The sequence below is a fragment of the Lactobacillus sp. PV034 genome, assembly GCF_014522305.1.
Lineage (GTDB): Bacteria > Bacillota > Bacilli > Lactobacillales > Lactobacillaceae > Lactobacillus.
Genome location: NZ_CP041982.1, coordinates 1,393,581 through 1,418,250 on the forward strand (window position 1 = coordinate 1,393,581; position 24,670 = coordinate 1,418,250).

Annotated in this window: 27 protein-coding genes; 18 read left to right on the forward strand and 9 right to left on the reverse strand. The window is 33.8% G+C overall.

The genetic code is table 11. The features are described from left to right. Window positions 1–16: 16 nt before the first annotated feature. Window positions 17–445: a MerR family transcriptional regulator gene (locus FP432_RS07005; protein WP_265488608.1), complete on the reverse strand. Its 429-nt coding sequence runs from the start codon at window positions 443–445 to the stop codon at window positions 17–19. Between the two features lie 159 nt (window positions 446–604). On the opposite strand from FP432_RS07005, the gene FP432_RS07010 reads away from it, so the two are divergent. Both FP432_RS07010 and FP432_RS07015 read left to right on the forward strand, forming a co-directional pair. Beyond that, entirely contained in the window at window positions 605–2,086 is a 1,482-nt protein-coding gene (locus FP432_RS07010) for an MDR family MFS transporter (RefSeq protein WP_265488609.1), read from the forward strand. Continuing rightward, window positions 2,086–2,769: a DUF4811 domain-containing protein gene (locus tag FP432_RS07015; RefSeq protein WP_265488610.1), complete on the forward strand. Its 684-nt coding sequence runs from the start codon at window positions 2,086–2,088 to the stop codon at window positions 2,767–2,769. Before FP432_RS07010 ends, FP432_RS07015 begins: the two co-directional genes overlap by 1 nt. Window positions 2,770–2,783: 14 nt before the next feature. Here the strand turns inward: FP432_RS07015 and FP432_RS07020 are convergent, their stop codons facing one another. Continuing rightward, window positions 2,784–3,350, reverse strand: coding sequence for an SGNH/GDSL hydrolase family protein (locus tag FP432_RS07020; RefSeq protein ID WP_265488611.1), 567 nt, complete (start codon window positions 3,348–3,350; stop codon window positions 2,784–2,786). A gap of 80 nt (window positions 3,351–3,430) precedes the next feature. Here FP432_RS07020 and coaA point away from each other — a divergent pair, with 80 nt between their 5' ends. Together coaA and efp are read left to right on the forward strand one after the other, a co-directional pair. Beyond that, on the forward strand, window positions 3,431–4,261 hold the full coding sequence (coaA, locus tag FP432_RS07025) for a type I pantothenate kinase (protein WP_265488612.1): 831 nt from the start codon (window positions 3,431–3,433) through the stop codon (window positions 4,259–4,261). Between the two features lie 10 nt (window positions 4,262–4,271). Then, a complete protein-coding gene (gene efp / locus FP432_RS07030) occupies window positions 4,272–4,829 on the forward strand; it encodes an elongation factor P (protein WP_265488613.1) in 558 nt (185 codons plus the stop codon). 42 nt (window positions 4,830–4,871) lie between these two features. On the opposite strand, the gene mscL is transcribed toward efp, so the two are convergent. Next, window positions 4,872–5,252: a large-conductance mechanosensitive channel protein MscL gene (mscL, locus tag FP432_RS07035; RefSeq protein WP_265488614.1), complete on the reverse strand. Its 381-nt coding sequence runs from the start codon at window positions 5,250–5,252 to the stop codon at window positions 4,872–4,874. A 237-nt stretch (window positions 5,253–5,489) separates the two neighbouring features. On the opposite strand from mscL, the gene pnuC reads away from it, so the two are divergent. The 4 genes from pnuC (at window position 5,490) to FP432_RS07055 (ending at window position 8,776) form a co-directional block, all read left to right on the forward strand. After that, a complete protein-coding gene (pnuC, locus tag FP432_RS07040; protein ID WP_265488615.1) occupies window positions 5,490–6,266 on the forward strand; it encodes a nicotinamide riboside transporter PnuC in 777 nt (258 codons plus the stop codon). A 106-nt stretch (window positions 6,267–6,372) separates the two neighbouring features. Then, window positions 6,373–6,921 (forward strand): PAS domain-containing protein, encoded by a 549-nt coding sequence (locus FP432_RS07045; RefSeq protein ID WP_265488616.1) that lies wholly within the window; start codon window positions 6,373–6,375, stop codon window positions 6,919–6,921. A gap of 110 nt (window positions 6,922–7,031) precedes the next feature. Beyond that, the gene (locus FP432_RS07050; RefSeq protein WP_265488617.1) at window positions 7,032–7,994 is read left to right on the forward strand and encodes an exonuclease domain-containing protein; all 963 of its coding nucleotides are present in this window, start codon (window positions 7,032–7,034) and stop codon (window positions 7,992–7,994) included. A gap of 71 nt (window positions 7,995–8,065) precedes the next feature. After that, a complete protein-coding gene (locus FP432_RS07055) occupies window positions 8,066–8,776 on the forward strand; it encodes a PAS domain-containing protein (RefSeq protein ID WP_265488618.1) in 711 nt (236 codons plus the stop codon). A 68-nt stretch (window positions 8,777–8,844) separates the two neighbouring features. Here the strand turns inward: FP432_RS07055 and FP432_RS07060 are convergent, their stop codons facing one another. The 3 genes from FP432_RS07060 to FP432_RS07070 form a co-directional block, all read right to left on the reverse strand. Further along, the gene (locus FP432_RS07060; RefSeq protein WP_265488619.1) at window positions 8,845–9,252 is read right to left on the reverse strand and encodes a hypothetical protein; all 408 of its coding nucleotides are present in this window, start codon (window positions 9,250–9,252) and stop codon (window positions 8,845–8,847) included. Then, on the reverse strand, window positions 9,234–9,977 hold the full coding sequence (locus tag FP432_RS07065) for a low temperature requirement protein A (protein WP_265488620.1): 744 nt from the start codon (window positions 9,975–9,977) through the stop codon (window positions 9,234–9,236). Before FP432_RS07065 ends, FP432_RS07060 begins: the two co-directional genes overlap by 19 nt. A gap of 102 nt (window positions 9,978–10,079) precedes the next feature. Then, window positions 10,080–10,904, reverse strand: a complete 825-nt coding sequence (locus FP432_RS07070; protein ID WP_265488621.1) for an aldo/keto reductase — start codon at window positions 10,902–10,904, stop codon at window positions 10,080–10,082. Window positions 10,905–11,033: 129 nt separating this feature from the next. Between FP432_RS07070 and FP432_RS07075 the strand changes: the two genes are divergently transcribed. Further along, entirely contained in the window at window positions 11,034–11,885 is an 852-nt protein-coding gene (locus tag FP432_RS07075; RefSeq protein WP_265488622.1) for a DNA/RNA non-specific endonuclease, read from the forward strand. A 39-nt stretch (window positions 11,886–11,924) separates the two neighbouring features. Here FP432_RS07075 and FP432_RS07080 read toward each other — a convergent pair whose 3' ends face one another. Next, complete coding sequence (locus FP432_RS07080; RefSeq protein WP_265488623.1) at window positions 11,925–12,296, reverse strand: DUF1304 domain-containing protein; 372 nt, start codon at window positions 12,294–12,296, stop codon at window positions 11,925–11,927. A 79-nt stretch (window positions 12,297–12,375) separates the two neighbouring features. On the opposite strand from FP432_RS07080, the gene FP432_RS07085 reads away from it, so the two are divergent. Further along, window positions 12,376–12,819: a GNAT family N-acetyltransferase gene (locus FP432_RS07085; RefSeq protein WP_265488624.1), complete on the forward strand. Its 444-nt coding sequence runs from the start codon at window positions 12,376–12,378 to the stop codon at window positions 12,817–12,819. A 46-nt stretch (window positions 12,820–12,865) separates the two neighbouring features. Here the strand turns inward: FP432_RS07085 and FP432_RS07090 are convergent, their stop codons facing one another. Then, window positions 12,866–13,783 carry an N-acetylglucosamine kinase gene (locus tag FP432_RS07090; RefSeq protein WP_265488625.1) on the reverse strand — a complete coding sequence of 306 codons (918 nt, stop codon included), beginning with the start codon at window positions 13,781–13,783 and terminating at the stop codon, window positions 12,866–12,868. A gap of 174 nt (window positions 13,784–13,957) precedes the next feature. Between FP432_RS07090 and FP432_RS07095 the strand changes: the two genes are divergently transcribed. The 4 genes from FP432_RS07095 to FP432_RS07110 all read left to right on the forward strand — a co-directional run bounded on the left by FP432_RS07095 (window position 13,958) and on the right by FP432_RS07110 (window position 19,709). Next, window positions 13,958–14,869, forward strand: a complete 912-nt coding sequence (locus FP432_RS07095; RefSeq protein ID WP_265488626.1) for a serine hydrolase — start codon at window positions 13,958–13,960, stop codon at window positions 14,867–14,869. Between the two features lie 128 nt (window positions 14,870–14,997). Next, on the forward strand, window positions 14,998–15,555 hold the full coding sequence (locus FP432_RS07100; protein ID WP_265488627.1) for a TetR/AcrR family transcriptional regulator: 558 nt from the start codon (window positions 14,998–15,000) through the stop codon (window positions 15,553–15,555). Window positions 15,556–15,600: 45 nt separating this feature from the next. Then, window positions 15,601–18,909 carry an MMPL family transporter gene (locus FP432_RS07105; RefSeq protein ID WP_265488628.1) on the forward strand — a complete coding sequence of 1,103 codons (3,309 nt, stop codon included), beginning with the start codon at window positions 15,601–15,603 and terminating at the stop codon, window positions 18,907–18,909. Window positions 18,910–19,010: 101 nt separating this feature from the next. Then, window positions 19,011–19,709 carry a TVP38/TMEM64 family protein gene (locus tag FP432_RS07110; RefSeq protein WP_265488629.1) on the forward strand — a complete coding sequence of 233 codons (699 nt, stop codon included), beginning with the start codon at window positions 19,011–19,013 and terminating at the stop codon, window positions 19,707–19,709. 63 nt (window positions 19,710–19,772) lie between these two features. Here the strand turns inward: FP432_RS07110 and FP432_RS07115 are convergent, their stop codons facing one another. Further along, on the reverse strand, window positions 19,773–21,191 hold the full coding sequence (locus tag FP432_RS07115) for a C69 family dipeptidase (RefSeq protein WP_265488630.1): 1,419 nt from the start codon (window positions 21,189–21,191) through the stop codon (window positions 19,773–19,775). A gap of 363 nt (window positions 21,192–21,554) precedes the next feature. Here FP432_RS07115 and trpX point away from each other — a divergent pair, with 363 nt between their 5' ends. The 4 genes from trpX to FP432_RS07135 all read left to right on the forward strand — a co-directional run bounded on the left by trpX (window position 21,555) and on the right by FP432_RS07135 (window position 24,558). After that, on the forward strand, window positions 21,555–22,550 hold the full coding sequence (trpX, locus tag FP432_RS07120; protein ID WP_265488631.1) for a tryptophan ABC transporter substrate-binding protein: 996 nt from the start codon (window positions 21,555–21,557) through the stop codon (window positions 22,548–22,550). Then, window positions 22,547–23,446 (forward strand): ABC transporter permease, encoded by a 900-nt coding sequence (locus FP432_RS07125; RefSeq protein WP_265488632.1) that lies wholly within the window; start codon window positions 22,547–22,549, stop codon window positions 23,444–23,446. Before trpX ends, FP432_RS07125 begins: the two co-directional genes overlap by 4 nt. Next, window positions 23,439–24,203: an ABC transporter ATP-binding protein gene (locus FP432_RS07130; RefSeq protein WP_265488633.1), complete on the forward strand. Its 765-nt coding sequence runs from the start codon at window positions 23,439–23,441 to the stop codon at window positions 24,201–24,203. The genes FP432_RS07125 and FP432_RS07130 overlap by 8 nt, the downstream gene beginning before the upstream one ends. Before the next feature lie 103 nt (window positions 24,204–24,306). Further along, on the forward strand, window positions 24,307–24,558 hold the full coding sequence (locus FP432_RS07135; RefSeq protein ID WP_265488634.1) for a type B 50S ribosomal protein L31: 252 nt from the start codon (window positions 24,307–24,309) through the stop codon (window positions 24,556–24,558). Window positions 24,559–24,670: the final 112 nt, after the last annotated feature.

Genomic DNA, 24,670 nt, shown 5'->3' on the forward strand with positions numbered 1-24,670 from the left:
ACTAATTCGCTTTTTATTAATTTTCATCAAATTCATAATGAGTACCTTCTTCATTAATTATTGCCGTCAGATCACCTTTGCGACCGTCGATTAATTCTAAGATACCTAAGTTAATTTTGCCATATTCATGGTCAGGATCTGTTATTTCTACTTGATAGTCTGGATCATCAAGTAATTTTCGTAACAGTTTAATCTTTTTTTGATTTTCTTTTGATTTTTTAACCGCACTTGCTAGTGTATAACCCTGATCCAGTTTTTCTTTGATAAATACAATACAAAATAGGGTTCCAAGACTGTACTTGCGGATACCATCTTTTTCAATGGGGCTAATGTATCCTTTTTCTTCCCAGTAACGTAATTGCCTTTGTGTTACACCAGTAAGACTACTTACTTCGCCAATACCTACTTTAAGATCACGATAGATATTACGCCATATCGAATTCATTTATTGACCCTCCAAATAATAGTAGTCTGAATTATATTAGTATTGTAAACTAATTAATCATAATTGTAAAATTTATATCCACTATTGTAAAACTGATTGACAATAATCTAGAATAGACCTAAAATGGTATTCGTTAAACTTAAGTAAGGGAGATTGGATATGGATAAAGAAATAACCGATATCTATGGCAAGACATACAAACGCAGTTTGCTTGTTATGGTATTGATGATCGGTTCATTTTGTACGGTATTAAATGGTACTTTACTTGCTACCGCATTACCGTCCATTATGAGAGATTTTAAAATTAATACAGCTACGGCTGAATGGTTATCAACTGCCTTCCTCTTGGTAAATGGGGTTATGATTCCACTTTCAGCATGGGTCATGGGTAAGTTTGGAGTAAAGAAAGCTTATCTTTTTGCCATGATTACTTTCTTTATTGGAACTACTTTTGCAGCCTTAGCTCCAAATTTTGGTAGCTTATTAACCGCACGTATTATCCAAGGTATTGGAGTAGGAATTACTATGCCTTTACTTCAAACTATCATGTTAACAATTTTTCCCCCTAGTGAACGTGGGGCGGCGATGGGAACGGTAGGAATCGTTATTGGACTAGCGCCTGCGATTGGTCCTACTTTATCTGGTTGGATTGTTGATAATTTAAGTTGGCGGTACCTCTTTAGTTTAATTGCTCCTATTGCTTTTGTAGTAATTGTCTTGGCCTTTTTCTTTATGAAGGACGTTGTTCCGCTTAAAGATGATAAATTAGATTACTGGTCAGTAATTACTTCCACTATTGGTTTTGGATCATTACTTTATGGATTTTCAGAAGCTGGTAATGATGGGTGGACTGATCCAGTGATTTTAACTTTCATGGCAGTTGGAGTTGTATTTATTCTTTTGTTTGGCTGGCGTCAAACTCACATGGATAAGCCATTTTTGGATATCTCTGTTTTTAAACATTTTGAATTTGCCTTAGCAGCCTTTTTAAGTGGTATTGTTAACTTAGCAATGGTTGGAATCGAATTGGTTTTACCACTATATATTCAAAACTTGCGTGGCGAGAGTGCCTTTAATTCAGGACTTTTACTTTTACCAGGTGCCTTAATGATTGGTATTATGTCACCGATTACTGGTCGCTTATTTGATAAATACGGTGCTCGTAAGATGGCTATTACTGGTATGGTAATTTTAACTTTAGGTACAGTACCATTTGTCTTTTTAACTGAAGAATCTTCAATGATTATGATTACTATTCTTTATGCAGTAAGAATGGTAGGTGTATCTTTAGTAATGATGAACGTTACTACTTCAGGAATGAACTCATTACCACTTGATAAGATGTCTCACGGAACGGCAGTTAACAATACTTTTAGACAAGTATTAACTTCAATTGGTACTGCAATTATTGTTTCAGTGCTTTCTACTGTTACTAAGAATCACATGCCAGCCCATTCAGTACTTAAGGCAACTCCGCTTAAGTATGCTTCTGGTGCAAAAGCTGCAACTTTAGATGGTTTTAATGCAGCCTTTTGGGTAAGTATCGCCTTCTGTATTGTTGCATTAGTGTTAGCCTTCTTCTTGAAGAAGGGCAATCGTGCTAGCCAAACAAAGATTTCTGTTGAAGGAGGTAAGAATTAATGATTATTGTAATTTTAATTATTGCTATTTTCTTATTTGCTTTCTTCAATATTATTCCAGGAAAATTTCATACTTTTTGGGCTTGGATATTTATGATTGCTTCCATTGTAAGCGTTGGATTTATTGTTGCTCATGATTATAATCATTTAGGAATGAAAGAAGTTACTACAGTTAAAACTGAAAAGTTGGCTTCTGCTGTGCCAATGCCAAGTAAGGCTCAACAAGCTAAGCAAGCTCAACAAATGCAAGCGATGATTCAAGCTAATCCTGCAATGGCAGCTCAACTTCAAAAACAAGCTGCTAATACAAAGATGCCAGGGGGAATTTTGATTTATCAACCACTTGGCAACGGTTCAGAAAAAGTTTATGTTTACCATACTACTCAAAAGAGTAAGTTAAAACCAATTAAGACTGAACATATGACAGCTAAAACAGTTACTGCTAAAAAGCCACAAGTGGAAATTAGAACTACTAAGTATGTATATAAAAATAATACTGTAAAAGTCTTCTTTGGTATTTTTGGTAGAGATAATGAATTAATTAAAAGACAATATATTTTCCATGTCCCATCTGATTGGATGGTTATTTCAACCAAAAAAGCTAAAGCTCTTCAAAAACAAATGACTGAAATGAAGCAACAACAAGCTAAAATATTAAAAAATGCTCAAACTAGTCAAAAATAAAAATCGCTGAGTAATTACTCGGCGATTTTTTGTTTGATTAAACTAGTTAAGTTATTAGTTAATAATTCGATACCTGCTTGATTAAGATGAACTCCATCATCTTGCAGAAGTTCATTTGGATGGCCAGTTTCCATCATTTTTTTGTTAAGGTTTAAAAAGGGTAAATGGTGAATAAAACTGCACTGTTGTGCGATTAAAGTAAACTGAAGTGTACGTGGCCATGACTGGTTAGGATCAATTTTCCAATTTGTATAAGAAGGACCCATTAAAATAACTTTATGAGGATTTAATTTTTTAACAAGTGTATTTAAGTTGTAGGCGTAACGACCAGCATTTAATCCGTTGTAAACACTATCATCATTAGTTCCTAAACCTAAGGTAACAAGATCATAATGCTGATTTAAAATCCGTTTAGGAAGGAAGTCCGCTGCTTCTTCCGTGGTTAAACCAGGAATTGATTCATTAGTAATATTATATTTAGGAAAATTATTTATCAAAGCGTTAGTGACTCTGTCAGTAGGATGGCCATTAGTATAACCTGCAAGGAGAGAGTCACCAAACAAGATTATCTTTTTTGCCATTGTTAACATTTCTTTCTATTCAGTTATATGATACTCTGAACCCGGAAGTAATACTAGCAATAAGGAAGAAGGCGATTCAGATGAATAAAGAATATTTACATTTAACTCCTGATGAATGGGAGAGTTTAATGCCTCCAAGTAGTTCTAAAAGTGGCTGGGCTTTTATTAATTATGTATTAAATAAAGAAATTGTAGTACAGCAGAATTCATTACAGGAATTGAACTGGCGTATATCTAGTCCCTATATTATAGGAATTGCAGGTTCAGTTGCTGCTGGAAAAACTACATTTGCACAGAATTTAAAAGCAAATTTAGAAAAAGAAGATAGAAAAGTTGAGATTATTTCAACTGATAGTTTCTTGATGTCCAATGCAGAATTAACGGCTAAAGATCTAATGGATCAGAAGGGATTTCCAATTTCAATCAATTGGAATGCACTAAATAATTTTTTAAAAAATGTGAAATTAGGAAATACTAATATCCCATATCGTCTATATTCTCAAGAACGATCTGATTTAGTGCCTGATAAAGTAGGTATTTTACCTCAAACAGACGTCTTAATAGTAGAAGGAATAAATATTTTAGAGTTGCCAACAAATAATGGTGAGATGCCGAGTGATTATGTCGACTATGCAATTTATCTGGATAGTAGCGAAACTAATTTAGAAGCGTGGTATCTGGAACGCTATCATAGAATGTTAGATCTTAATCGAGATAATCCCGATAATTTCTTTTATAAGTGGGCTCATACTGATAGGCAAAAAGCTGATGAATTTGCAAAAGAAGTTTGGCTTAATGTTAATATTAAGAACTTACATGAATATATTGCTCCAACAAAAAAGCGGGCAGATATGATTGTAACTAAGTCTTTTGATCATTCCATTAGCGCAATTGACTTAAAACAAATTTAGGAGAAAATTTATGGAAGCAATCAATTTAAAAAAAGGTATGATTTTTAATCAAAATGGTAAGTTAACGGAAGTTTTAAAGAGTAATCACCACAAGCCTGGTAAAGGTAATACAGTAATGCAAATGGACTTAAGGGATGTTCTAAGTGGAGCAGTGGTGCATAAGACTATGCGTCCTAGTGAAAAGATTGAATTAGTAGATGTTGCTTTAAAAAAGGCACAGTATCTTTATGATGATGAGAGTAACTATATTTTTATGGATCAACAAACTTATGAACAATATATGATTCCCAAAGAACACTTAGCTAATGAGGCTCATTATTTATTACCTAATATTGATGTTGAATTAAAATTTACCGATGAAGGAAAATTAATTGGGATTAACTTACCTTCAACCGTAAAAATGAAGGTTACTGAAACTCAACCCGAAATTAAAGGTGCAACTGCTGCAGGTGGCGGAAAACCAGCAACAATGGAAACAGGCTTGGTAGTAACAGTGCCAGATTTTATTAATGAAGGCGAAGAATTAATTATCGGTACTGAAACTGGGGATTATAAAGGCCGTGCATAAAATTAATTTGACGAAAAAAAGCGAGTTTTAATAAACTCGCTTTTAATTATCTTCTTGATTTTTTTGACTTACAAGTTGATCTCTAATTTCTTTTAAGTAAATTTCTTCTTGAGATGGAGCAGTTTCTTTTTCCTTCATTGGGAAAACTTTTGTGACAGCCTTCATGAGTAAGAAGATTACGAAAGCAATAATGATAAAGTTAATTACGGCATTAAGGAAACTCCCGTATTTAAAAGTAGCATCTCCTACTTTTAAGGCTAAATCTGATAGATCAATCTTACCAATGAAGAGCCCAATTAAGGGGTTAATTAAGTTAGTTACCAAAGAATTGACAATTGCGGTAAAAGCACCACCGATGATTACGGCGATTGCTAAACCCATGACATTGCCACGAGAAATAAAGTCTTTAAACTCTTTTAGCATATTTTTACTCCTTTTCATTTATTTAGTTATATCTTATATTTAAATTATAAATAAATTATGAATATTGTGAAAAATTTTTTAGAACTCTAATTCCCAGTCTAATAGGCCTTACAAATTTTTGGAAAATGTCAATCCTTGTATTCGATTTTTTTCACTTATATACTATATATCGATGCGAAAAAGCGGACAAGGCACGATATATAGTATTGTGACCTAATAATGAAAGGAAGATAGAATATGCAAGAATCGACATCACTCACTGGTTCAGTGTCTACCAAAAAAGACAACTATTTTGTATGGTTATTTAAACAACTTAAGGGGTGGCCAATCCAAAACTACATGTTGTGGTTTTTTGCTTTTGGTTTCCAATTAGCTTTATTAATTGAAACTAAAATTACAGCTCTCAGTTTAATTACCTTTATTGGAACGTTAATTGGAACACTTTGTGTATTGGCTATCAATGCGACTAAGGCAATTAATGGCTGGCTTGGATTGTTGTCAGCTGCATGTTTTATCTATGCTGGCTTAGAAGCAAAAAATTATTTGTCAATTTTTGAGCAAATGGCTTATATTCTTACTTTAGATTTACCAATTATTTTTTCAGTTAAGTCTTGGAACGATGATACTAAGAATCATTTACGTAAGTTTGGCCCAAAGCAATGGGTAATTGCAATTGTAGGTACTTTACTTGTATATGTGGTTTCTGGATATTTAATTGGCCACTTTACTAATGATCCTCGTCCTTGGATTGATGCAATTAGTTTTTCAATTTCATTAACTGCAGGAATTATGTGCTTTATGCGTTACAACAATCAATATTTCTGGTGGACAGCTAGTGGAGTCTTTCAATTGATTCTTTGGGGCATCACTTATGCACAAGGGGATGCATCCCTGGCAATGGCGGTTAATGCCTTAATTTATGTGGTAAATGACATTTTAGCCTTTACAGTTTCTCCGTGGTTTAATCGTGGACGTCGTCTTAAAGGACTTCGTGAAATTAAAGGTCAAGAATAACTTAGCAAAAAGAGCTCATTGCATGAGCTCTTTTTCTTTTAATTGTATTTAATTTTATTCTTTCGTTAAACTAGAAATAAAAATTTTGAAATAGTGAGGAATAAGTATGGAAGAAGAATTACTTGCTTTAACACATGAAGAAGGTAATTGGCTTAAAAAGGCTAGCCAGTTAAAAGGAATAATTAACAATAATGCTTATATTCGGCTAAATGCAGGTATTTTATCTGTTAATCAAATTAATGAGTTATTAGCTAGTTATCCTGGAACTATCTTCTTTTATGGATCTCATGGTCATTTTCTTTACTATAAGCAATTGATTGATATGAATTATGACCCGAAAGAATTGGGGCATAAAATTATTGAATCAGATATTTTAGCTACTTTAAAATCTGGAACAAAAAAGGAAATTATTATTCCTGATCAAACGAATTCCTTGACGAGATTCGTAATAGATAAATATAAGGGTGTCTTTGATAAAGAACATAAATTTGCGGGTGTAGTAGAAACGGTAGAGGATATTTATCCTTTAGTTGAATATTACTTAAAAGAAACTGGGCAAAAATTAGTAGATGACCCCACTAGTAAGCAGGGAGCACAGTACCATCAAAATGCAGAAACTGATGCGGAAACTGGCGCTAGTGAGTGGGAAGGATAGGTTTCTTTCGATTAATTAAACATAATTTTTGGATTAAATAAGGATCTATTCTAAAATTTAGCTATAAAAATAATTTTAACTGAGAAGAAACTTATTGGAAAGGCATGAAGATGAGTATTTCAATTATACAAGGCGTTTTAAATATACCTGGAGCTCAAGAAAAAATTAGAGCTAAGGGTATTGAAAAACCGGGATTTCTGGATAATTATACCTTAATTGATGTAGAAACAACTGGACTTAGCCCATATCGAAATCGAATTACGGAAATGGGAGCATTAAAAGTTCGTCATGGTGAAGTAGTAGCGACATTTTCTGAATTAGTAAAGTTTCCAGATAGTAATAAGGTTCCAGCCTTTTTAACAAAATTAAATGGAATTGATGAGGAAGCAATTGAAACTAAAGGGATGCCAGTAGATAAAGCGATAAAGGAATATCGCCAGTTTATTGGGAGTGATATAATTGTTGGCTATAATGTTAATTTTGACTTGAATTTTGTCTATGATTTAACTGAAAAATATCATTTGCCAGTTTTGAGCAATGACTATGTTGATGTTTTACGTTTAGCAAGAAGTTTTTACAATCATGAAACTCATAATCGCTTGATTGATTGTATGCAGCGAATGGGGATTGCTGAATCGCAAGAACACCGTGGCTTAGATGATTGTCTTGATACTAAAAAAGTCTATGATAATTTACGCGAGAACTTTACTCAAACTCATATGTTACGGGCACATGAATCCGTTAAGTCAATTGATTTAACTAATGAATGGCCTGATATTGTAAAACAAACTCATGCCTTTAGAAGTCCATTTAAAAATAAAAATATTGTGCTTACAGGAGATTTGACTTTAGATGAAGTTGAATTAGGGAATGCAATTAAAAACCTAGGTGGCTTTATCCAAGATCATGTTGATGACTATACAAATTTTGTTTTTATGGGCGATGGCGACTTCTTTAGAACTGATTTAGTGGAATTGAATCGGGCTAAGGCTTTAAAGAAACAAGGGCAGAAAATTAATACTTGGTCAGAAAAATTTTTCCTAAATGTATTAGATAATTGGGCCAGATCATAATTAGGTATTTGTGTGAAAAGCGCTTACATTGTATAATCAAGTTGTAATTGATATGTACAAGGAGAAAGAAAATGGCTGAGCCTGATTGGTTAAAGAAAATACCGGAAGAAAAATACTTAAACGAAGATTTTACTGCTAGTGGTAAGGCAAAATATACTATTGATGGAATCAATAAGGAAGATCCAGAGTGGTTAGAAAAAGCTGCTAAAAAAGTTCACGCGGCTGAAGGTGACGACTACGTTAAATTAGATGCGGGTTTATTAACAGTTAATCAATTAAACTGGATGTTACATCAGACCTTAGGAGAATTAACTTTTGTCGATGAGAACAATCAATTTCTTTGGTACAACCGTCCAGTTGATCCAGATAAGAAAAAGCTGGCTAAGCGTGTCCCTAGTCAAGTAGGTGATACCATGGGAGCGGTACACCCGAATGTGAGAGATGTAATTCCAGAAGCGAAAAAAGTTGTTTATGCGTTACGTAATAAAGTAGACGGACATACTGAAGTTAAAATGCCTGTACCAAATGGTAATCGGCATAAAATGATTCTTCATAATTATCGTAGGATAGAAGATGATGAAGGAAATTATGCAGGTATTTATGAATGGGTACAAGACTTATATCCATTAGTTAAGTATTTCTGCGAAACTACTGGTCAGAAACTAGTAGATGATCCCGATGCTGTAAGTGGTGCAACTTTTAAGCGAGATGCACAGAGTGGTGCCTCAATAAAAGAAGAAAGTCCAAAAATAGATAGTAATTCTGGTGCTTCACAACATTAAACAGTTATCATACTAATAAAACCCCGAATTTTATATGAATTCGGGGTTTTATTAATTATTATTTGAATTTAAACATTTATCTTTTTTTGTCCTTTAGAAAGGGAAAATTTAACGAGATAAATTACATTGATAGTTACGACAAAGAATGAAGTCATAATAACTACTGGGAAGTAATGGAGCCAGATGCAGATGAAAAAGCCGATTAAGGTAACTGATGTAAAGAAAATGACAGTAGCCCTTTTTAAGGTAAATATTTTTTGATTATAACGGGTGGCAACTAATAATCCGAGATAGATTAAGGCAATTCCTGCAAAAAGACAACATACTGTAAAAAGTGAATCTGCTTCTTTCTCGTGGATAATTTTAAGACTAGCCGTAACTAAACTAATTCCAAAAATAATCGCATAGTGGAGGTAAATAAGTGCATTTCCAGTGGCATGAGGCTGATCTTCTTGGATTAAATAGTCAAATTGCAAAATATAAGTAAAAATAGAAATGCGACTAATAAGAAAATAAAAATGGAATAAAAATTAAATGTAGTGGGACGGAAGTAATCAGCAATCCCAATAATAGTTTCGCCAAAAATTACAATAACTAGTAAGTTTAATCTTTCTAAAAAATGACCAAAATGAATTGGATGCTTAACAGTATATTTTTTAGTCAAACTTGGCATAATCCAGCTAAAGGCTAATCCGATAATGGCAATTGAAAAGCCAAAGATATTATCAAGATATCCACCTGTGAATAAACAGATTGCACGGAAAATTAAAAATCTAAAATACGAAATGGTGATTTTTTTGTCTTCTTCCTTATTGACTTGAAAATATGTGATTAGATAGTGAAGTGCTAGAGTTGTTGAAAGTAATCCGGCTGAACTAAATAATACTCGCATTTCTTTTAAGTCAGTTGTATCAAATGAGTTTGACATGAAGAGTAAAATCATCATGTCAGTGAAATAGAAGCCAATATCACTCCAACTCCCTTTGCCGTAGCGATTGGTAAAAATAGTTTGAGTCATCCAGGAACTGATAAAAATTAGAACAATAATAGCAAATAAAAGAAAAGAAAAAAGAGAAATTCGTCCATGTGATAAGTGATGAAGAATCTCACTAGTTTTTGAAATCATGTAAACAAAGACAAGATCATAAAAAAGTGCAATTTTTGAAACATGCTTTTCGGTAGTTTCACTGGTGGAAGTCATTAATAAACCTACTTTCATATATTGTTGATATCTTTAGAATAATACTTATTTATTATTTTTGGACAAAAATAAATCCTATCAAATTATGATAGGACTTGAAAATTAGAATTCTTCATGTTCATGTGGATCAAAACGACGACTATCAATTTGATCAAGTGCAGTAATTTTTTTCACTTCTTCTGGAGTTAGTTTGAAATCAAAAATATCCAAATTAGATAATTGGTGACTAACTGAAGTTGCCTTTGGAATAGGGATTACATTTAGCTGAGTTTCCCATCGTAAAATTATTTGAGCAGGTGATTTGTGGTACTTTTGGGCAAGCTGATTGATAAGTGGTTCATTAAATGCTTCACCACCACGCTGCAATGGACTCCAAGCTTCAGTAATAATCTGATGTTTATCATCGAATTGACGAATAGCGCTGCTGGACCAGTAGGGATGTAGTTCAACTTGATTTACCGCAGGTAAAATATTTGTTTCACGGTAGATTTTTTCAATGTGTTCTGGTTCAAAATTAGAAACACCAATTGATTTAATTAAGCCCCATTTCTGTGCATCAACTAATGCTTGCCATGCTTCAACATATTTGTCTTCTTTTGGATTTGGCCAATGAATTAAGTAAAGATCAAAATAATCTAAGCCAGCTGAAAATAAGGATTCTTGAATTTGATTTACAGCTTTTTGATATTCATGATCTCGTCCAGGTAATTTGCTAGTAACAAAGATTGCATCTCGAGATACATGGCTACGCTTGATAGCGGCACCGACAGCACCTTCGTTTTCATAGTTTACGGCACTATCAAGTAAGCGATAGCCGAGGTTAAGGGCACTTTGAATGGCAAAACTACCAGCACTGCCATTTAATTTATAAGTGCCAAATCCTAATTTTGGAATGCGATTTCCGTCATTTAAGTCAAAATATTCCATTATGTTGTGCTCCTTCATTAAATTTTACTATCTTCAGTTTACCATTAACTATTTTTTTAAATAATCTACAAACATATGTTCAAAAAAGAATATACTAGTTTTATATAATTTAAGTTAAGGAGTAAAGTAATGGCTAAAAGGAAACGCAAACAAGCTAAATCGACCAAGTCTACTCTATTTTCATCGCTTATAGTTTTATTTGCTTTGGTTTGGGGGATTTGGGGCAAATATGGTAATCAACTGAAACAAATAAATACTAATAAATCTAATGAACCTCAGTCTGGAGTGATAAGTAATGCTAATCGTGCTAATACTTCATACGGTGGATTATCTAGTCAAGATTATCAAAAACTAGCAAATTTAAATTTTCAAAGTGGTAATCGTGGCTACGTTTATGTGAATAATAATAAATCAACTTTAATTAAGAATGCATGGCAAGTGAACAAGGTAGTCTACTCAAATTTAGATAGTTTGAATAGAACTTCAACTTCCAATACAGCTTTTCTTGAACCATGTAACGTTGCCAATGATAGTTTGCGAGTACGCCAGTTTATTCAGCCTACAGCATGGCATTCTAATCGTAAAAGCGGCACGCAAATTTATAATCGTGGTCACTTGATAGCCTATTCGGTTTCAGCTGGTATTGATCAAGATGGACAATATAATCCTAATAATCAGTCGGGAGATCAAAATAATCCTAAAAATCTTTTTACTCAAACAGCTTTTTCTAATCAAAAAATACAGACAATTTTTGAAACAAAAGTAAGACAAGCATTAAGACAAGGAAATAAGGTCATTTATCAAGCAACTCCGATTTTTCGGGGTAATGAGCTAATGGCACGCGGAATTAATCTACAAGCAATTGGGGTAACTGGAAATTTGGATTTTAATGTATATATCTTTAACGTTCAACCGGGTTATAGTTTTGATTACAATACTGGTAGAGCACTAGTTGATCGTTCAATGGAAGTAATAGAATAAAAAAGTGGAGTTAAAACTCCACTTTTTATTTGTTCTTGATTAAAGAGATATACAAATTAATGCAATTAAAGCAGGTAACATTTGCACTAAAAATATTTTCTTGGTAGCAGTAAAGCCACCGAAAATTCCTGCAATGACCACAAAAGCTAAAAGCAATTGCCAAACTGCGATAAGCCATTTAAAAGGAAAAACAAACCAAACCAAAATTATTAATAAACCTAATAATCCATTATAGATCCCCTGATTTGCCATAGAAATCTTAGCAGGTCTTTGTTCGACAAAGTTAATATCCATATCGAAAGATTTTGCTTGTAGTTTTGAATTACCAAAAATTTCAAGACAAGCTATACCAATGTGTTCTATTCCCACTAAGAATGTTACAATAATTCCGATTATTTGAAGTACGTTCATAATAGTGCCTCTTTCCGATAAATTGTCGAAAATTATTTTATAGGATTAAGGAATATTCTGCAAGCAGGTGAAGTTAGAAATGAAGTTTGAATTTAAAACGATTGACCAAATGACGGGAAGGGAAATGTATTGCATTGAGCGATTACGCTTAGAAACATTTGTTACTGAACAAAAAATTACTCTTCCTGAATTAGATGAGCAAGACTTAACTGCAATACATGTTTATCTATTGAATGAAGATAAGACAAATGCATTGGCAACTTGTAGAATTTTTCAAAATGAGACAAGAAAATGGATGCTGGGTAGAGTTGCAGTAGCCAAAAGTATGCGTGGTCAAGGGCTAGGAAAGCAAATGCTAGAAGCCGTGCATGAATTTTTAAGAACAGAAAAGAAGGCCGTAATGCTTTCTTGTCATGCTCAGCAATATGTCCAAAGATTCTATGAATCTCTAGGCTATAAGGCAAAAGGTGATACTTTTCAAGAAGCAAATATCGATCATATTATGATGACAAAAAGATTATAAATAAAAACCAGTTAGCGGAGCTAACTGGTTTTTATAATAATTAATTTTAGCTATTGTGGTTAGTAAAGTAACGGTAATCTTTACTCTTATCAAAGATGACACCACGAGCATTTTCACCATTAGATACACTAAAGACTGCATCTGGGTATTTTTCTTTAACTGCATCTTCCATAATTGAACGCATCATTGCATTATTAGAAAGTACTGAACCAGTTAAAGCAATGCGCATAGGTTTTGGATCTTCATAACGATCTAAGCAGAAAATAATATCACGTGCTAAAAGGTGGGCTTGATCTTGAATAATTTGTCGTGCTTCTTCATCACCGCTATCAGCAAGTTTAGCTACTTCAACAGCATAAGAAGCAACTTCAGGACTAGTCATTTTGTAGAATTTAGCTGGAGCTTCATCCATGCTATCTAAGTCCCAAATTTTAACAAAAAGATCAACTAATGAACTCTTTTGACGTTGGTCCCATTTAAGTAAAGCTGCTTGTAAAGCTGCCTTAGTGATTGCATAACCACTACCTTCGTCACCTAATTGTGAACCATAACCACCAACAGCAATTAATGATTCATTTTGACGACCGTTAACAACTGAACCAGTACCAGCAATAACTAAAGCACCATCTGCGCCTTCAAGGCCATTATAAAGAGCTAAAAGTGAGTCAGTGATTGCTCTAGTTGGAATATTACCAACATTTGAAGAAATAGTTGCGGCAACTTCAGGAGCGTTACCAACAACTGATAATCCGGCAATTCCGGCTAAAATTTTCATACAATCACCATTAACTTTATTTTTTAAATCGTTAATAGTGTTAGAAATATTTTTAATACCAAGTTCATAGTTGTTGTTAATTTGACCTGGGCCACCTTCACTACGAGCTAATTCATTTCCGTTTTCATCGTAAGCGATAGCGGTGGAATGAGTACCACCAGCATCAATACCAATCATATATTTCAACATGTTATCTGTCCTTACTTTTAAGATATTTAACTAGTTTATCATACTTTTCAACATATTTATAATATGAGCGTATACATTATAGTACAAGCATGAGTCATCAGTCTAATTTTTAATAGTGACGAATATTTTCTTTGAACATGATAAAATAAAAGAATGTATGTTAAGGAGTAAAATATGAAAAATAGAATATTCTTAGGATCGATTTTAGTGACATTTTTGAGTTTATCATTTTATTTAACTGGAACTGCGCGATTAGAAAATGCATCGTTAAAAATTTATGGAAGTAAAGATGCTCACGTTACTACTAAATCCAGTTTAGATCATAAATCAGCTGCTAATTTAACTCCGGATGCTTTAAAGAAAACAAAAAATAGTAACTCAGCATTGGCTAAAGTTATTATCAAAAATGTTGATGATGCTACTGCACCGATAGAGGTTGCGACAGAAAACCTGAAGCAGGATACTCAATATGCTAATATCAAAAATACGGATCAAGCACAAGACGTAAGTTCAGTGTTAAAGTTATTTATCTTAATTGCATATGAAAAAGAAGGTAAAGTATCTCAAACCTTTAAAGTAACTAGTGATGAAATAACAGAAAATGACAGGTCTTTGCAAGCCGGTACTGCATATTCAGGCGCCTTTTTAAAGGACTTGATGATACGCCAAAATAATAATACAGCAGCCAATATTTTACTAAAGTCTTTAGGTGCAAAAAAAGTTAATCAAGTAGCACATTCGGTTGGAGCCACCCATACAAAAATAACAGGAAAATTTGGTGATGAAAAAGTTGGAGTTACAACAGCTGCAGATTTAGAATTGGTCATGAAAAAGCTTTATCAAGGAAAAATTAAAGATACTAACTCGGATAATCAGATATTAGGTCAACTACTGAATTTTCCAGACAAAGGTTTAGCTAGTCAAGTTAGTGGAACTGTTTATAAAATTAGTGATGATCACGCTAGCGTGGCTTTAGTCCAGTCAAGTAGAGGACAAGTTTATGTGATGAGTGGTATTAGTGAGAATAATAGCTTCAATTTCGAAAAATTAGGTAGCGCCATTAATACATGGTATGAAAAGAATTAATAAAAGTCTTTAAAGCAAAGACTTTTATTTTTTTGCCCAAAATTTCAATCTGTAGAAAATAATCTACAGATTGTAGATTGTAATCTACAGGGTGTAGTGATATTCTATTAAAGAAAGAGGTGAATATCATGACACAAAAAAGGACCTTAGATCGTCAAAAGGTTATTAATAAAGCTACAGAAATCATTAATGACAAAGGATTAAGTGAATTAACAATGCCTAAGTTAGCGAGGGCTTTAAATGTAAGATCACAATCCTTATACCATTATGTATCTAACCGGGATGAATTACTTTCTTTAGTTTGTGCAGCTCGTTTGAAAATTTTGCGTACACATCTAACTGAGAATCTAATTGGCTATTCTGGAAATAATGCCTTATATCGTTTTGCAGATGAAATTAGAGATTTTTTACTAAACGATCGAACTGTTTCTAGTATTTTTTATAACATTAATGAATACATTAATAATAATTTGATAACTGATGAAATAAATAAAGTTATTGAGTTAGGTGAAAAACTGTTAGATGTAGATAAAAAGAATACTGTTTCATTGCATGGATTATTAGCGGCAGTTTTAGGTTATGTCTTCTTAGATAGAGCCGATCTATTTAAAAATGAAGATAAAAAAAGTGCTGATGATAATTACCATGAATTGCTTTCACGTTTAGTTACTGCTAATGGAAAGTAGAACTTAAGTGAAGTAATAAAAAGTTAGGAAAGGAAAAATATTTTTATGAAAGGGTTTGTTAAAAATCACTTTGGTGCCTTAGTTGCATGGATTGTGATCCTACTGATAGCAGTTTTTACCTTGCCTGATGTCTCAGCATTGACAAGTGCTCATTCAGAAATAACTCTTCCTAATTATGTCCAAACTTCGGTAGCAAAGAAGATCCAAAATCAATGGGGACGCAATCAAGGAAATAGTTATACTGCAGGGGCAGTGTTTAACAAGAAAAATGGTAAATTAACTGCAGCTGATAAAGAGCGAATTGATAATACAATTTCGTATTTGAAAGATAATAAGAAGAAACTTGGAATTAAGACAATGATGACGCCAAATGATAATGAGGCGGCGAAATCTCAATTAGTTTCAAAAGATGGTACAACAGAAGTTGTGCAATTGACCTTATCTAAAAGTCATCAAACAATCGCTAAAACTAATAAAGCTCTAATTAAAGCAGTAAAAACTAGCGGCTTAAGAACATATGTAACTGGTGCAGAAATTCTTCAAAATGATTTTTCTGCCTCAGTTCAAGAGGGAATTAAGAAGACTGAAGTTATTTCTGTTATCTTTATCTTTATTGTTCTAGTTCTTGTATTTAGATCACCGATTGTTCCGATTATTTCTTTGATAACTGTTGGAGTATCCTTCATTACTTCATTTTCAATTGTGACGAATTTGGTACAACATGCTAACTTCCCATATTCAAACTTTACGCAAGTATTTATGGTGATTGTGCTATTCGGAATTGGAACTGACTATAATATTCTTCTTTATAATAAGTTTAAAGAGAATCTGGGGAGTGGAATGGAGAAATGGGAAGCTACTCGCAATGCTCAGCACAAGGCTGGAAAAACCATTCTTTATTCCGGTTCGTCTATTTTAATTGGTTTTTCTGCTTTAGGATTAGCGAACTTTTCTCTATATCGTTCAGCAACAGGAGTTGCAATCGGTGTCGCTGTTCTTTTAGTAGTACTTTTGACTTTAAATCCTTTCTTTATGGCAACTCTAGGTAAAAAGATGTTTTGGCCAGTTAAAACATTTAAGGGAGAAAGTGATTCTAAATTATGGCATAGCATTTCAAAGAATACCCTCTTACATCCAATTGTTTATCTTGTGGTAATGGCAATTGTTACTGTGCCATTTATGTTGCTATATAATTCAACTGCATTAAATTATAATGATGCCGATGAAATTTCAGATTCTACGCCATCTAAACAAGGGCTTCTGGTATTCCAAAAGCATTTTTCAAAGGGAACACCAGAAGCGTCTACCTTGTATATTAAGGCTGACCATCCTTTAGATAATGAAAAAGATCTAAAGACAATTGATCAAATTACTAAGCAGATTCAAGATTATAAAGATGTCAAATTAGTTGCATCTGTAACAGAGCCTGCTGGTAAACCGGTCAAAGCTTTATATGTAAATGATCAACTTAAAACAGTAAATAAGGGTACTGTTGCTGCAAGAAATGGTTTAACTAAAGTAAGCGAGGGTACAAGTCAAATTGCAAGTGGTGCAGCATTGTTGCAAAATGGTGCAGGTCGCTTGGAAAACGGTACTCTTCAACTTAGAGACGGTGCAGTTCAGCTTCAAAATGGTACTTATGTACTAGCAAGCGGTGCCACTACGTTACAGAATGGAACTCAACAACTTGCCTCCGGATTAAACTTAATGAGTGCACAATTAGCGAGCCAAATGAATGGCGCAACGGCTGCACAATTGGCTCAGCTAGAAGAAGGTTTGCCACAAATTAATGCAGGAATTCAACAATTGAATCAAGCTTTAGGTAATTCAGACAGCATTGATACGCAGACTTTAGCAACTAATTTAACCAACGTTGGTACTCAAGCTAAAACTATTGGAGATAACTTAACTGCTGCTGGCAACACACTAAAAGGTATGCAAGATAATTCGCAACAAGCACAGACTGCCTTTGCTAGTGCGATGAATCAGGCACAATTAACTGATCAACAAAAACAAGTGATGAGTGCAGCTTTGAGTCAAATTATGGCTAGTCAAGAAAATAGCTTGAATTCTGTAGCTGGTAATCTTCAAGCAGCCGGAGATGCTGATCAATCGCTTGCTAATTCAATGACTAGTGTATCTGGTACCATGCAGAACTTGCAAAGTATGCTGGGTCAAGTAAATACCTTAAAAGCCTCTGTAAATCAATTAGCAAGTGCATCTAATGTTGCACTTCCTGGTGCAAATCAAGCGCTTGATAAATTGAGTTCTGGATTAACCCAAGTTCAAGGAGCTGTTGCTCAAGGAGCTAGTGGTGCTGAAGCCTTAAACTCAGGTGCAGGTCAACTTGTAGCAGGTTTAAATCAGGGAGCTGATGGCGCAGCACAATTAAGTTCTGGGGCCGAAGCCTTAAATTCTGGTGCTAGTCAATTAGATAATGGTATTGGACAAATTGCTACTAATGCACCACTTTTAACAGATGGTGTTAATAAAGTAAATTCAGGTTTAGGAACTGCTCAAAATTATTTAACTGGATTAGGAAATTCAGCAGCCGCTAAAACTTTCTATATTCCAGAAGATAAGATTCATTCAGATGAATTCCAAGAATCTATTGATAACTACATGTCTTCAAACTTGAAGGCAACCAAGTTTACTATTATCTTCAAGATAAATCCAAATTCTACTAAAGCGGCTAAAGAAGCTAATGAAATTAGTAAAATGGTTAAAAAATCTGTAAAGGGAACAAGTTTGAGCAATTCAACAATTGCAATGGCTGGTCAGTCAGAAAATATTTATGATACTCGTGATGTTGCAAACTCAGACTTTATTAGAACCGCTGCAATAATGTTAATTGGTATTGGAATTGCCTTAATTTTTATTACTCGTTCTCTCTTACAACCATTCTTTATCTTAGGTACTTTATTAATTGCTTACTTGGCTTCTCTTGGTATTACCCAGAAGCTAATTCCAGTAACTTTAGGTACAGATTTAATGGCTTGGAATACTCCATTCTTTACCTTTATCATGTTAATTGCTTTGGGAGTTGACTACAGTATCTTCCTGATGATGCGCTATCGTGAGTTAGGAAAAGAAGATCCATCACTATCACCGAGCCAGAGAATTTTACAAGCTTCTTCATTCATTGGAACAGTTGTCATCTCTGCCGCTATTATTTTAGGTGGTACATTTGCTGCTCTTATCCCATCTGGAGTTCCTACTTTAATTGAAGTTGCAATGGGAGTAATTATCGGTTTATTCTTGTTAGTCTTTTTACTGCCAATTAATATGTCTGCAGTAGTAAAAATTGCTTATGAGGGATTAACGATTAAAAGGGGTAAACACTCTGAAAGTTAATTCAGATAAATAAAAAGTTCGTACTGTGTGCGAACTTTTTTGGTATCAAGAAAATTATCGGGTAAAATAAAATTAAGAGATATTTTTTATGAAAGATAATTATGAAACAGAAGTTACTTAAAATATTATTAATTGTATTAGGTATCGCAGCAGCAATTTGTTTACTTTACTTTTTGTACCAAGATTATCGACCAGAAATTCAAATTTTACTTCATCCTGAGCGAGGAAACATTAAAGAAAAGTTATTAGTACTTTTGCGTCAACATGAAACAGGAGATATTTTATTTTTAATGTGTTTGATTATGATTTTTAATGCTATTCCTGGTCTTTCAAATTCTATTTTTTGTATTTTAGCTGGACTTTGTTATGGACCTTGGTTAGGATTATTAATTAATTGGTGTGGAAATATTTTGGGAAATAGTATTGTTTGTGCCTTAATTAATAAGATGCACTTTTCTCATTCTTTTAAAAAGAATCGTGTTCTAACATATTTAATGCACCGTAAACATCCAATTATTGGGATGACTATTGGACTCATGATTCCTGTTATTCCAAGTGTACTGGTTGATTATACAGCTGTGCGACTTAAAACACCTGTAAAAAATATAATCGCAATGATAGTTGTTGGTATGCTACCAACGTCTTTTATTTATGCGTTTGGAGGAGATGCACTATTTTCTGGCGATATTAAGAGAATCGCAAGTGCACTAGCAGCGTTGGTGATTTTAATTGGATTAGCACTAGTAATTTTCCAACTTGCTAGTCACCACGATAAAGAAAAATCAAAAACTACTTTATAAAATTAAAAGGGACACTTCATCTGAAGTGTCCCTTTTTTATTGAAAATAGATAGATTAAATTACTTAATCTAATAGGTCGTATTTTAAGGTCATTAAACCATGGCCTTCTTTAACCATGTTACCTAATAAATCTACCGTATTATTGTAAACGGTGTCTGCCATTTTTTGGTTAGCTGCATCAAGCTTATCTTGTAATTCATCACCTGAGAAATTAAGCGCTTCTTTATCAGTTTCGTGTTGAATCTTATGACATTGGGCTAAAGATTTTTGCTCAAAATCTTCTTCTAGAGCACCATAGACGCGGAAATTAGTATCTCCTAATTGAGCAGCTAACTTGTTTAACCAGAAGATTTGGTTCAGATCAAATTTTGGTCCAGTTTGGAAACTAGCAGGGGTAGTAGTGATATTAGTGTAAAATGGCACCATTGTGTTAAAGGTATTAGGGCCAAAAGCTAACCATTGTACACCAGCGATGCCACTAGGAACATCGTTTCTAATTTGTAAAATATGAGTTTCAAAATTACGGTTAATTCCAATTGGACGGAAGGTTTTCTTTTGTTCGGGTGTACCTTGATCGCCATAAGCATCGTAAGGAGTGTCTTGATAGTGAGAACTTTCTAGGAATTTGATGTCTTCAACGCTAATTTTATGTTTAGGATAAGTGATAAAAGGTTGATCTTGATCACCAGGCTGACCTTCAAAATCAGGGTCAAAGTAGCGGTGTACATACCAAGCACGTGGGTTGTTGTAGTGTGCGTCTTTAATAGTAGAAGAACCAAAAATATGACGTAAATTATATTGGTTCGGTTCATCAGGATTTAAATGGTATTCTTCAATTAAATCCTTTAAGTCGCTAGAAGCTAAAAAGCCAGGAGTTTCAAAATAAAATTCATCGATATTTAAACGGTTAGGGGCGATTACATAAGCATCATCTGGGATGCGACGTGCAGCCCAATGGTGACCACCAATAGTTTCAAGGTACCAAATTTCATCCTTATCAGAAAATGCCATGCCATTCATTTCGTAAGTGCCGTATTTTTCAAGTAAGTATCCTACTCGTTCAACACCTTCTTGAGCAGAATGAATATATGGTAAGGTCAAAGTTACAAAATCTTCTTCCCCTAAACCACCTTTTTCAAGTAAAGGATCAATTCCTTGGATTCTGGCATTAGTTGTAATGGTTTCAGTAGCAGTCATGGCAACATTGTCGCTATTGATACCTGCAGCTGCCCAAATTCCATTTTCATTTGAAGCATCAGGAGCAGAAGTGTAACGAAGTGGGGCAGTTAAAAGATCACTATCGTCAATTTTTTGATGACTAATTACACTTTCATAATGCTTAGGCTGATCTTTAGGCATGACTACTTTAAAAGCTTCAGGAATAATGGTACGACCACCATCTTCACTACGAGCAATCATAGTTGAACCATCAATACTTGCTTTTTTTCCAACAAGAATTGTTGTACATTCGGTTTGTTTCATGGATTAAATCCTTTCAATTCGAATAATAATTACTTTCATTGTTTTCTATACCTATATTATATTTAAAAAGAAAATATATTGACACTAAAATGAGTTAATGTATACTAAACTTAATTAATCAACAGGAGAATAATAAAATGCAAATTAGAAAATTGAACGTTAATATTCGTTGGCAAGTCCGGTAAGTCAGGTTCATCGACGTAGGTGTAACCTGAAATAATCAGATTACATCTGTGCCGGCTAATTTGCGTATTTAATTTGGTCTGCATGGATTAAGCACATGCAGACTTTTTCTTTAAGATATTAAGAACAGAAGATAGAGGTCTCATGTGAGATCTCTATTTTTATTTTCGGAGGAAAAGCATGAAACGAATGTATAGCTTTATTGCGATTATCCTAATTTTTTTAGGCTTTGCCTATTTTCAAGAAAATAAGCAAACTACTGAAAAAAATAAAATACCGCAAATTGGAGTTCTAACTTTGATGCATCATCCAGCTTTAGATAAGATTTATCAAGGCTTTTTGGATGAATTAAAGGCAGAAGGTTATCAGCCTGGAAGAAATATCAAAATTGATTATCAAAATGCAAACGGTGATCAGAGTAATTTGCGCACTATGGCTGCAAAGTTAGTTGATCAACATAATGATCTTTTAGTTGGTATTACTACTCCAGCTGCACAAGCTCTGGCTAATGACACTAAAACGACGCCAATAATTTTGGGTGGAATTACTGATCCACAAGGTGCAGGCTTAGTTAAAAGTAATCAACGACCAGCTGGAAATATTACAGGAGTATCAGATGGTGCGCCAATTAAGCAACAATTAAAGCTTATTAAAGAGTTTATGCCACATTTAAAAACCTTAGGTGTGATTTATACCTCAAGTGATAGTTCAGCTGTTTCTGAATATAAAAAAGTAGTGGCTGAATGTAAAAAAATGCATATTAATTTGAAAAGTTATTCAATTGCCAATAGTAATGATTTAAATCAAGTTTCAGTTCAGATGTTTAATCAAGTTGATGCGGTAATTATTCCTACCGATAATACAATTGCTGGGGCTATGGATACGCTAGTTAAAAATGGTAATGCAGCTGGTAAGCCAATTTTTCCTGCTGCTTCAACAATGGTTAAAGATGGTGGAGTAGCTACTTACAGTGTGAATCAATATGACTTAGGCAAACAAACTGCCAAAATGACAGTTGCAGTATTAAAAGGAAAGCAAAAAACAGCAACTACGCCGATTGCTCATGTTACGAAAGGTGAACCAGTTCTTAACATAAAAGAAGCTAAAAAATTAGGTCTAAAAGTACCAACTAAATTTATGCAGGAATGCAAGCAAAAAGGAGAGATCTATCGATGAATTTAATTGTATCTTCAATTGGACAAGGGCTTTTATGGGCTTTGTTAGGCTTAGGCCTATATTTAACCTTTAGGATTCTGGATTTTGCTGATATGACTGTTGAAGGAACATTTCCTTTAGGAGCAGCTATTGCGGTAACTGCAATTTCACAGGGGATGAATCCATATCTGGCTACGTTATTGGCACTAGTAGGCGGAATGACTGCTGGCCTGGTAACTGGTTTACTTTATACTAAAGGAAAAATTCCAATTCTTTTGGCGGGAATTTTAACAATGACAGGTATTTATTCAATTAACCTCCACATTATGGGAAAATCAAATATTTCCTTATTAGGAAAAGATACGATTTTTACAAATAAATTTTTAGAAAGCTTACCACAATATTTTGACAGTATTGTAGTCGGCAGTATTATTATTCTGATTCTCACTAGCTTACTTATTTTCTTTTTAAATACTGACTATGGACAAGCTTTTATTGCAACTGGAGATAATCCGATGATGGCACGTTCAATTGGGATTCATACTGATTCCATGGTCATTGTTGGCTTGATGGTTTCCAATGGCTTAGTTGCGGTATGTGGAAGTTTGATCGCCCAAAGTAATGGCTATGCAGATATTAACATGGGGATTGGAACCATTGTTATTGCTTTGGCCTCAATTATTATTGGTGAGGTGGTTTTTGGAGAATTAACTTTGAATCAACGATTGATAGCTATTACTTTGGGAAGTATCATTTATCGCTTGATTTTACTCGCAGTTCTACAGCTTGGCTTCTCGACTAATGATTTAAACTTAATATCTTCAATTGTTTTGGCGATTTGCATGATTATTCCTCAATTAGAAAGTATGTTTCATATTAAGAGAACTTTTATAAGAGGAGGCCAAAGTAATGAATAAGCCAATTTTAGAACTAAAAGATGTTCATACTAATGTGACTACGGCTGATGGCAAGTCAATTGAGATTTTAAAGGGTTTAAATTTAAAAATTAATGCCGGCGATTTTATTACTGTGATTGGAACCAACGGAGCAGGTAAATCAACTTTTTTTAATACAATTGCTGGTACACTCAAGCCTAACTATGGGAATATTTATCATCTTGGAAATGACATTACAAAATTTTCTGAAGAAAAAAGAAGTAAATTCATTGCACGAGTATTTCAAGATCCCAAACTTGGCACGGCACCACGAATGACTGTTGTGGAAAATATGTTATTGGCAACTAAGCGAGGAGAACGCAGATATTTATTACCAAGAAAGTTAAAGCAAAACGTTCCTTATTTTGAAGAATTGGCTAAGTCAATGAATAATGGATTAGAGAAGCGTTTAACTACATTTGTGGGAAATTTGTCGGGTGGACAACGACAAGCATTAAGTTTTTTAATGGCTACTTTAAAAAGACCGGATATTTTACTTCTTGATGAACATACAGCAGCTCTTGATCCGCATACTAGTCAAAATCTTTTGGCAGCTACAGATGAAAGGATTCGAAAAGATAAGTTGACGGCACTTATGATTACCCACCATTTAGAAGATGCTTTGAAGTATGGAAATCGCTTATTGGTATTAAAAGAAGGGCAAGTAATAGCAGACTATAAAGACGAAGCTAAAAAGAAATTAAATATTAGTGACCTATATAACTTTTTTGAAGATTAAACTTTTGGCTAGCTTGAAAACCTTAGTAAAAGATGCTATTCTAATTAAGTCGTAATATAATCTATGGTCTGAAATATAGGCCATGGCAAAGGAGTATAAAACAATGAAAAAAGGCATTCATCCAGATTACCAAGAAGTTGTTTTCATGGACTCAGCTACTGGTGCTAAGTTCTTAGCTGGCTCAACTTTAAAGCCAACTGAAACAATTGATTACGAAGGTAAGACTTACCCATTAGTTCGTGTTGAAATTTCTTCAGATTCACACCCATTCTACACTGGTAAGCAAAAGTTTGCTCAAGCAGATGGTCGTATCGAAAAATTCAACAAGAAATACGGTATGTCTTCAAAGAACTAATATTTCTTGGTTTTTACCAAAAGAGCAGTTCCGTTTGGAACTGCTCTTTTTAACTTATTATTTGCATTACTGAATGTGAATACCTTTTTGGCGTACTAGCTTAATCTAAAGT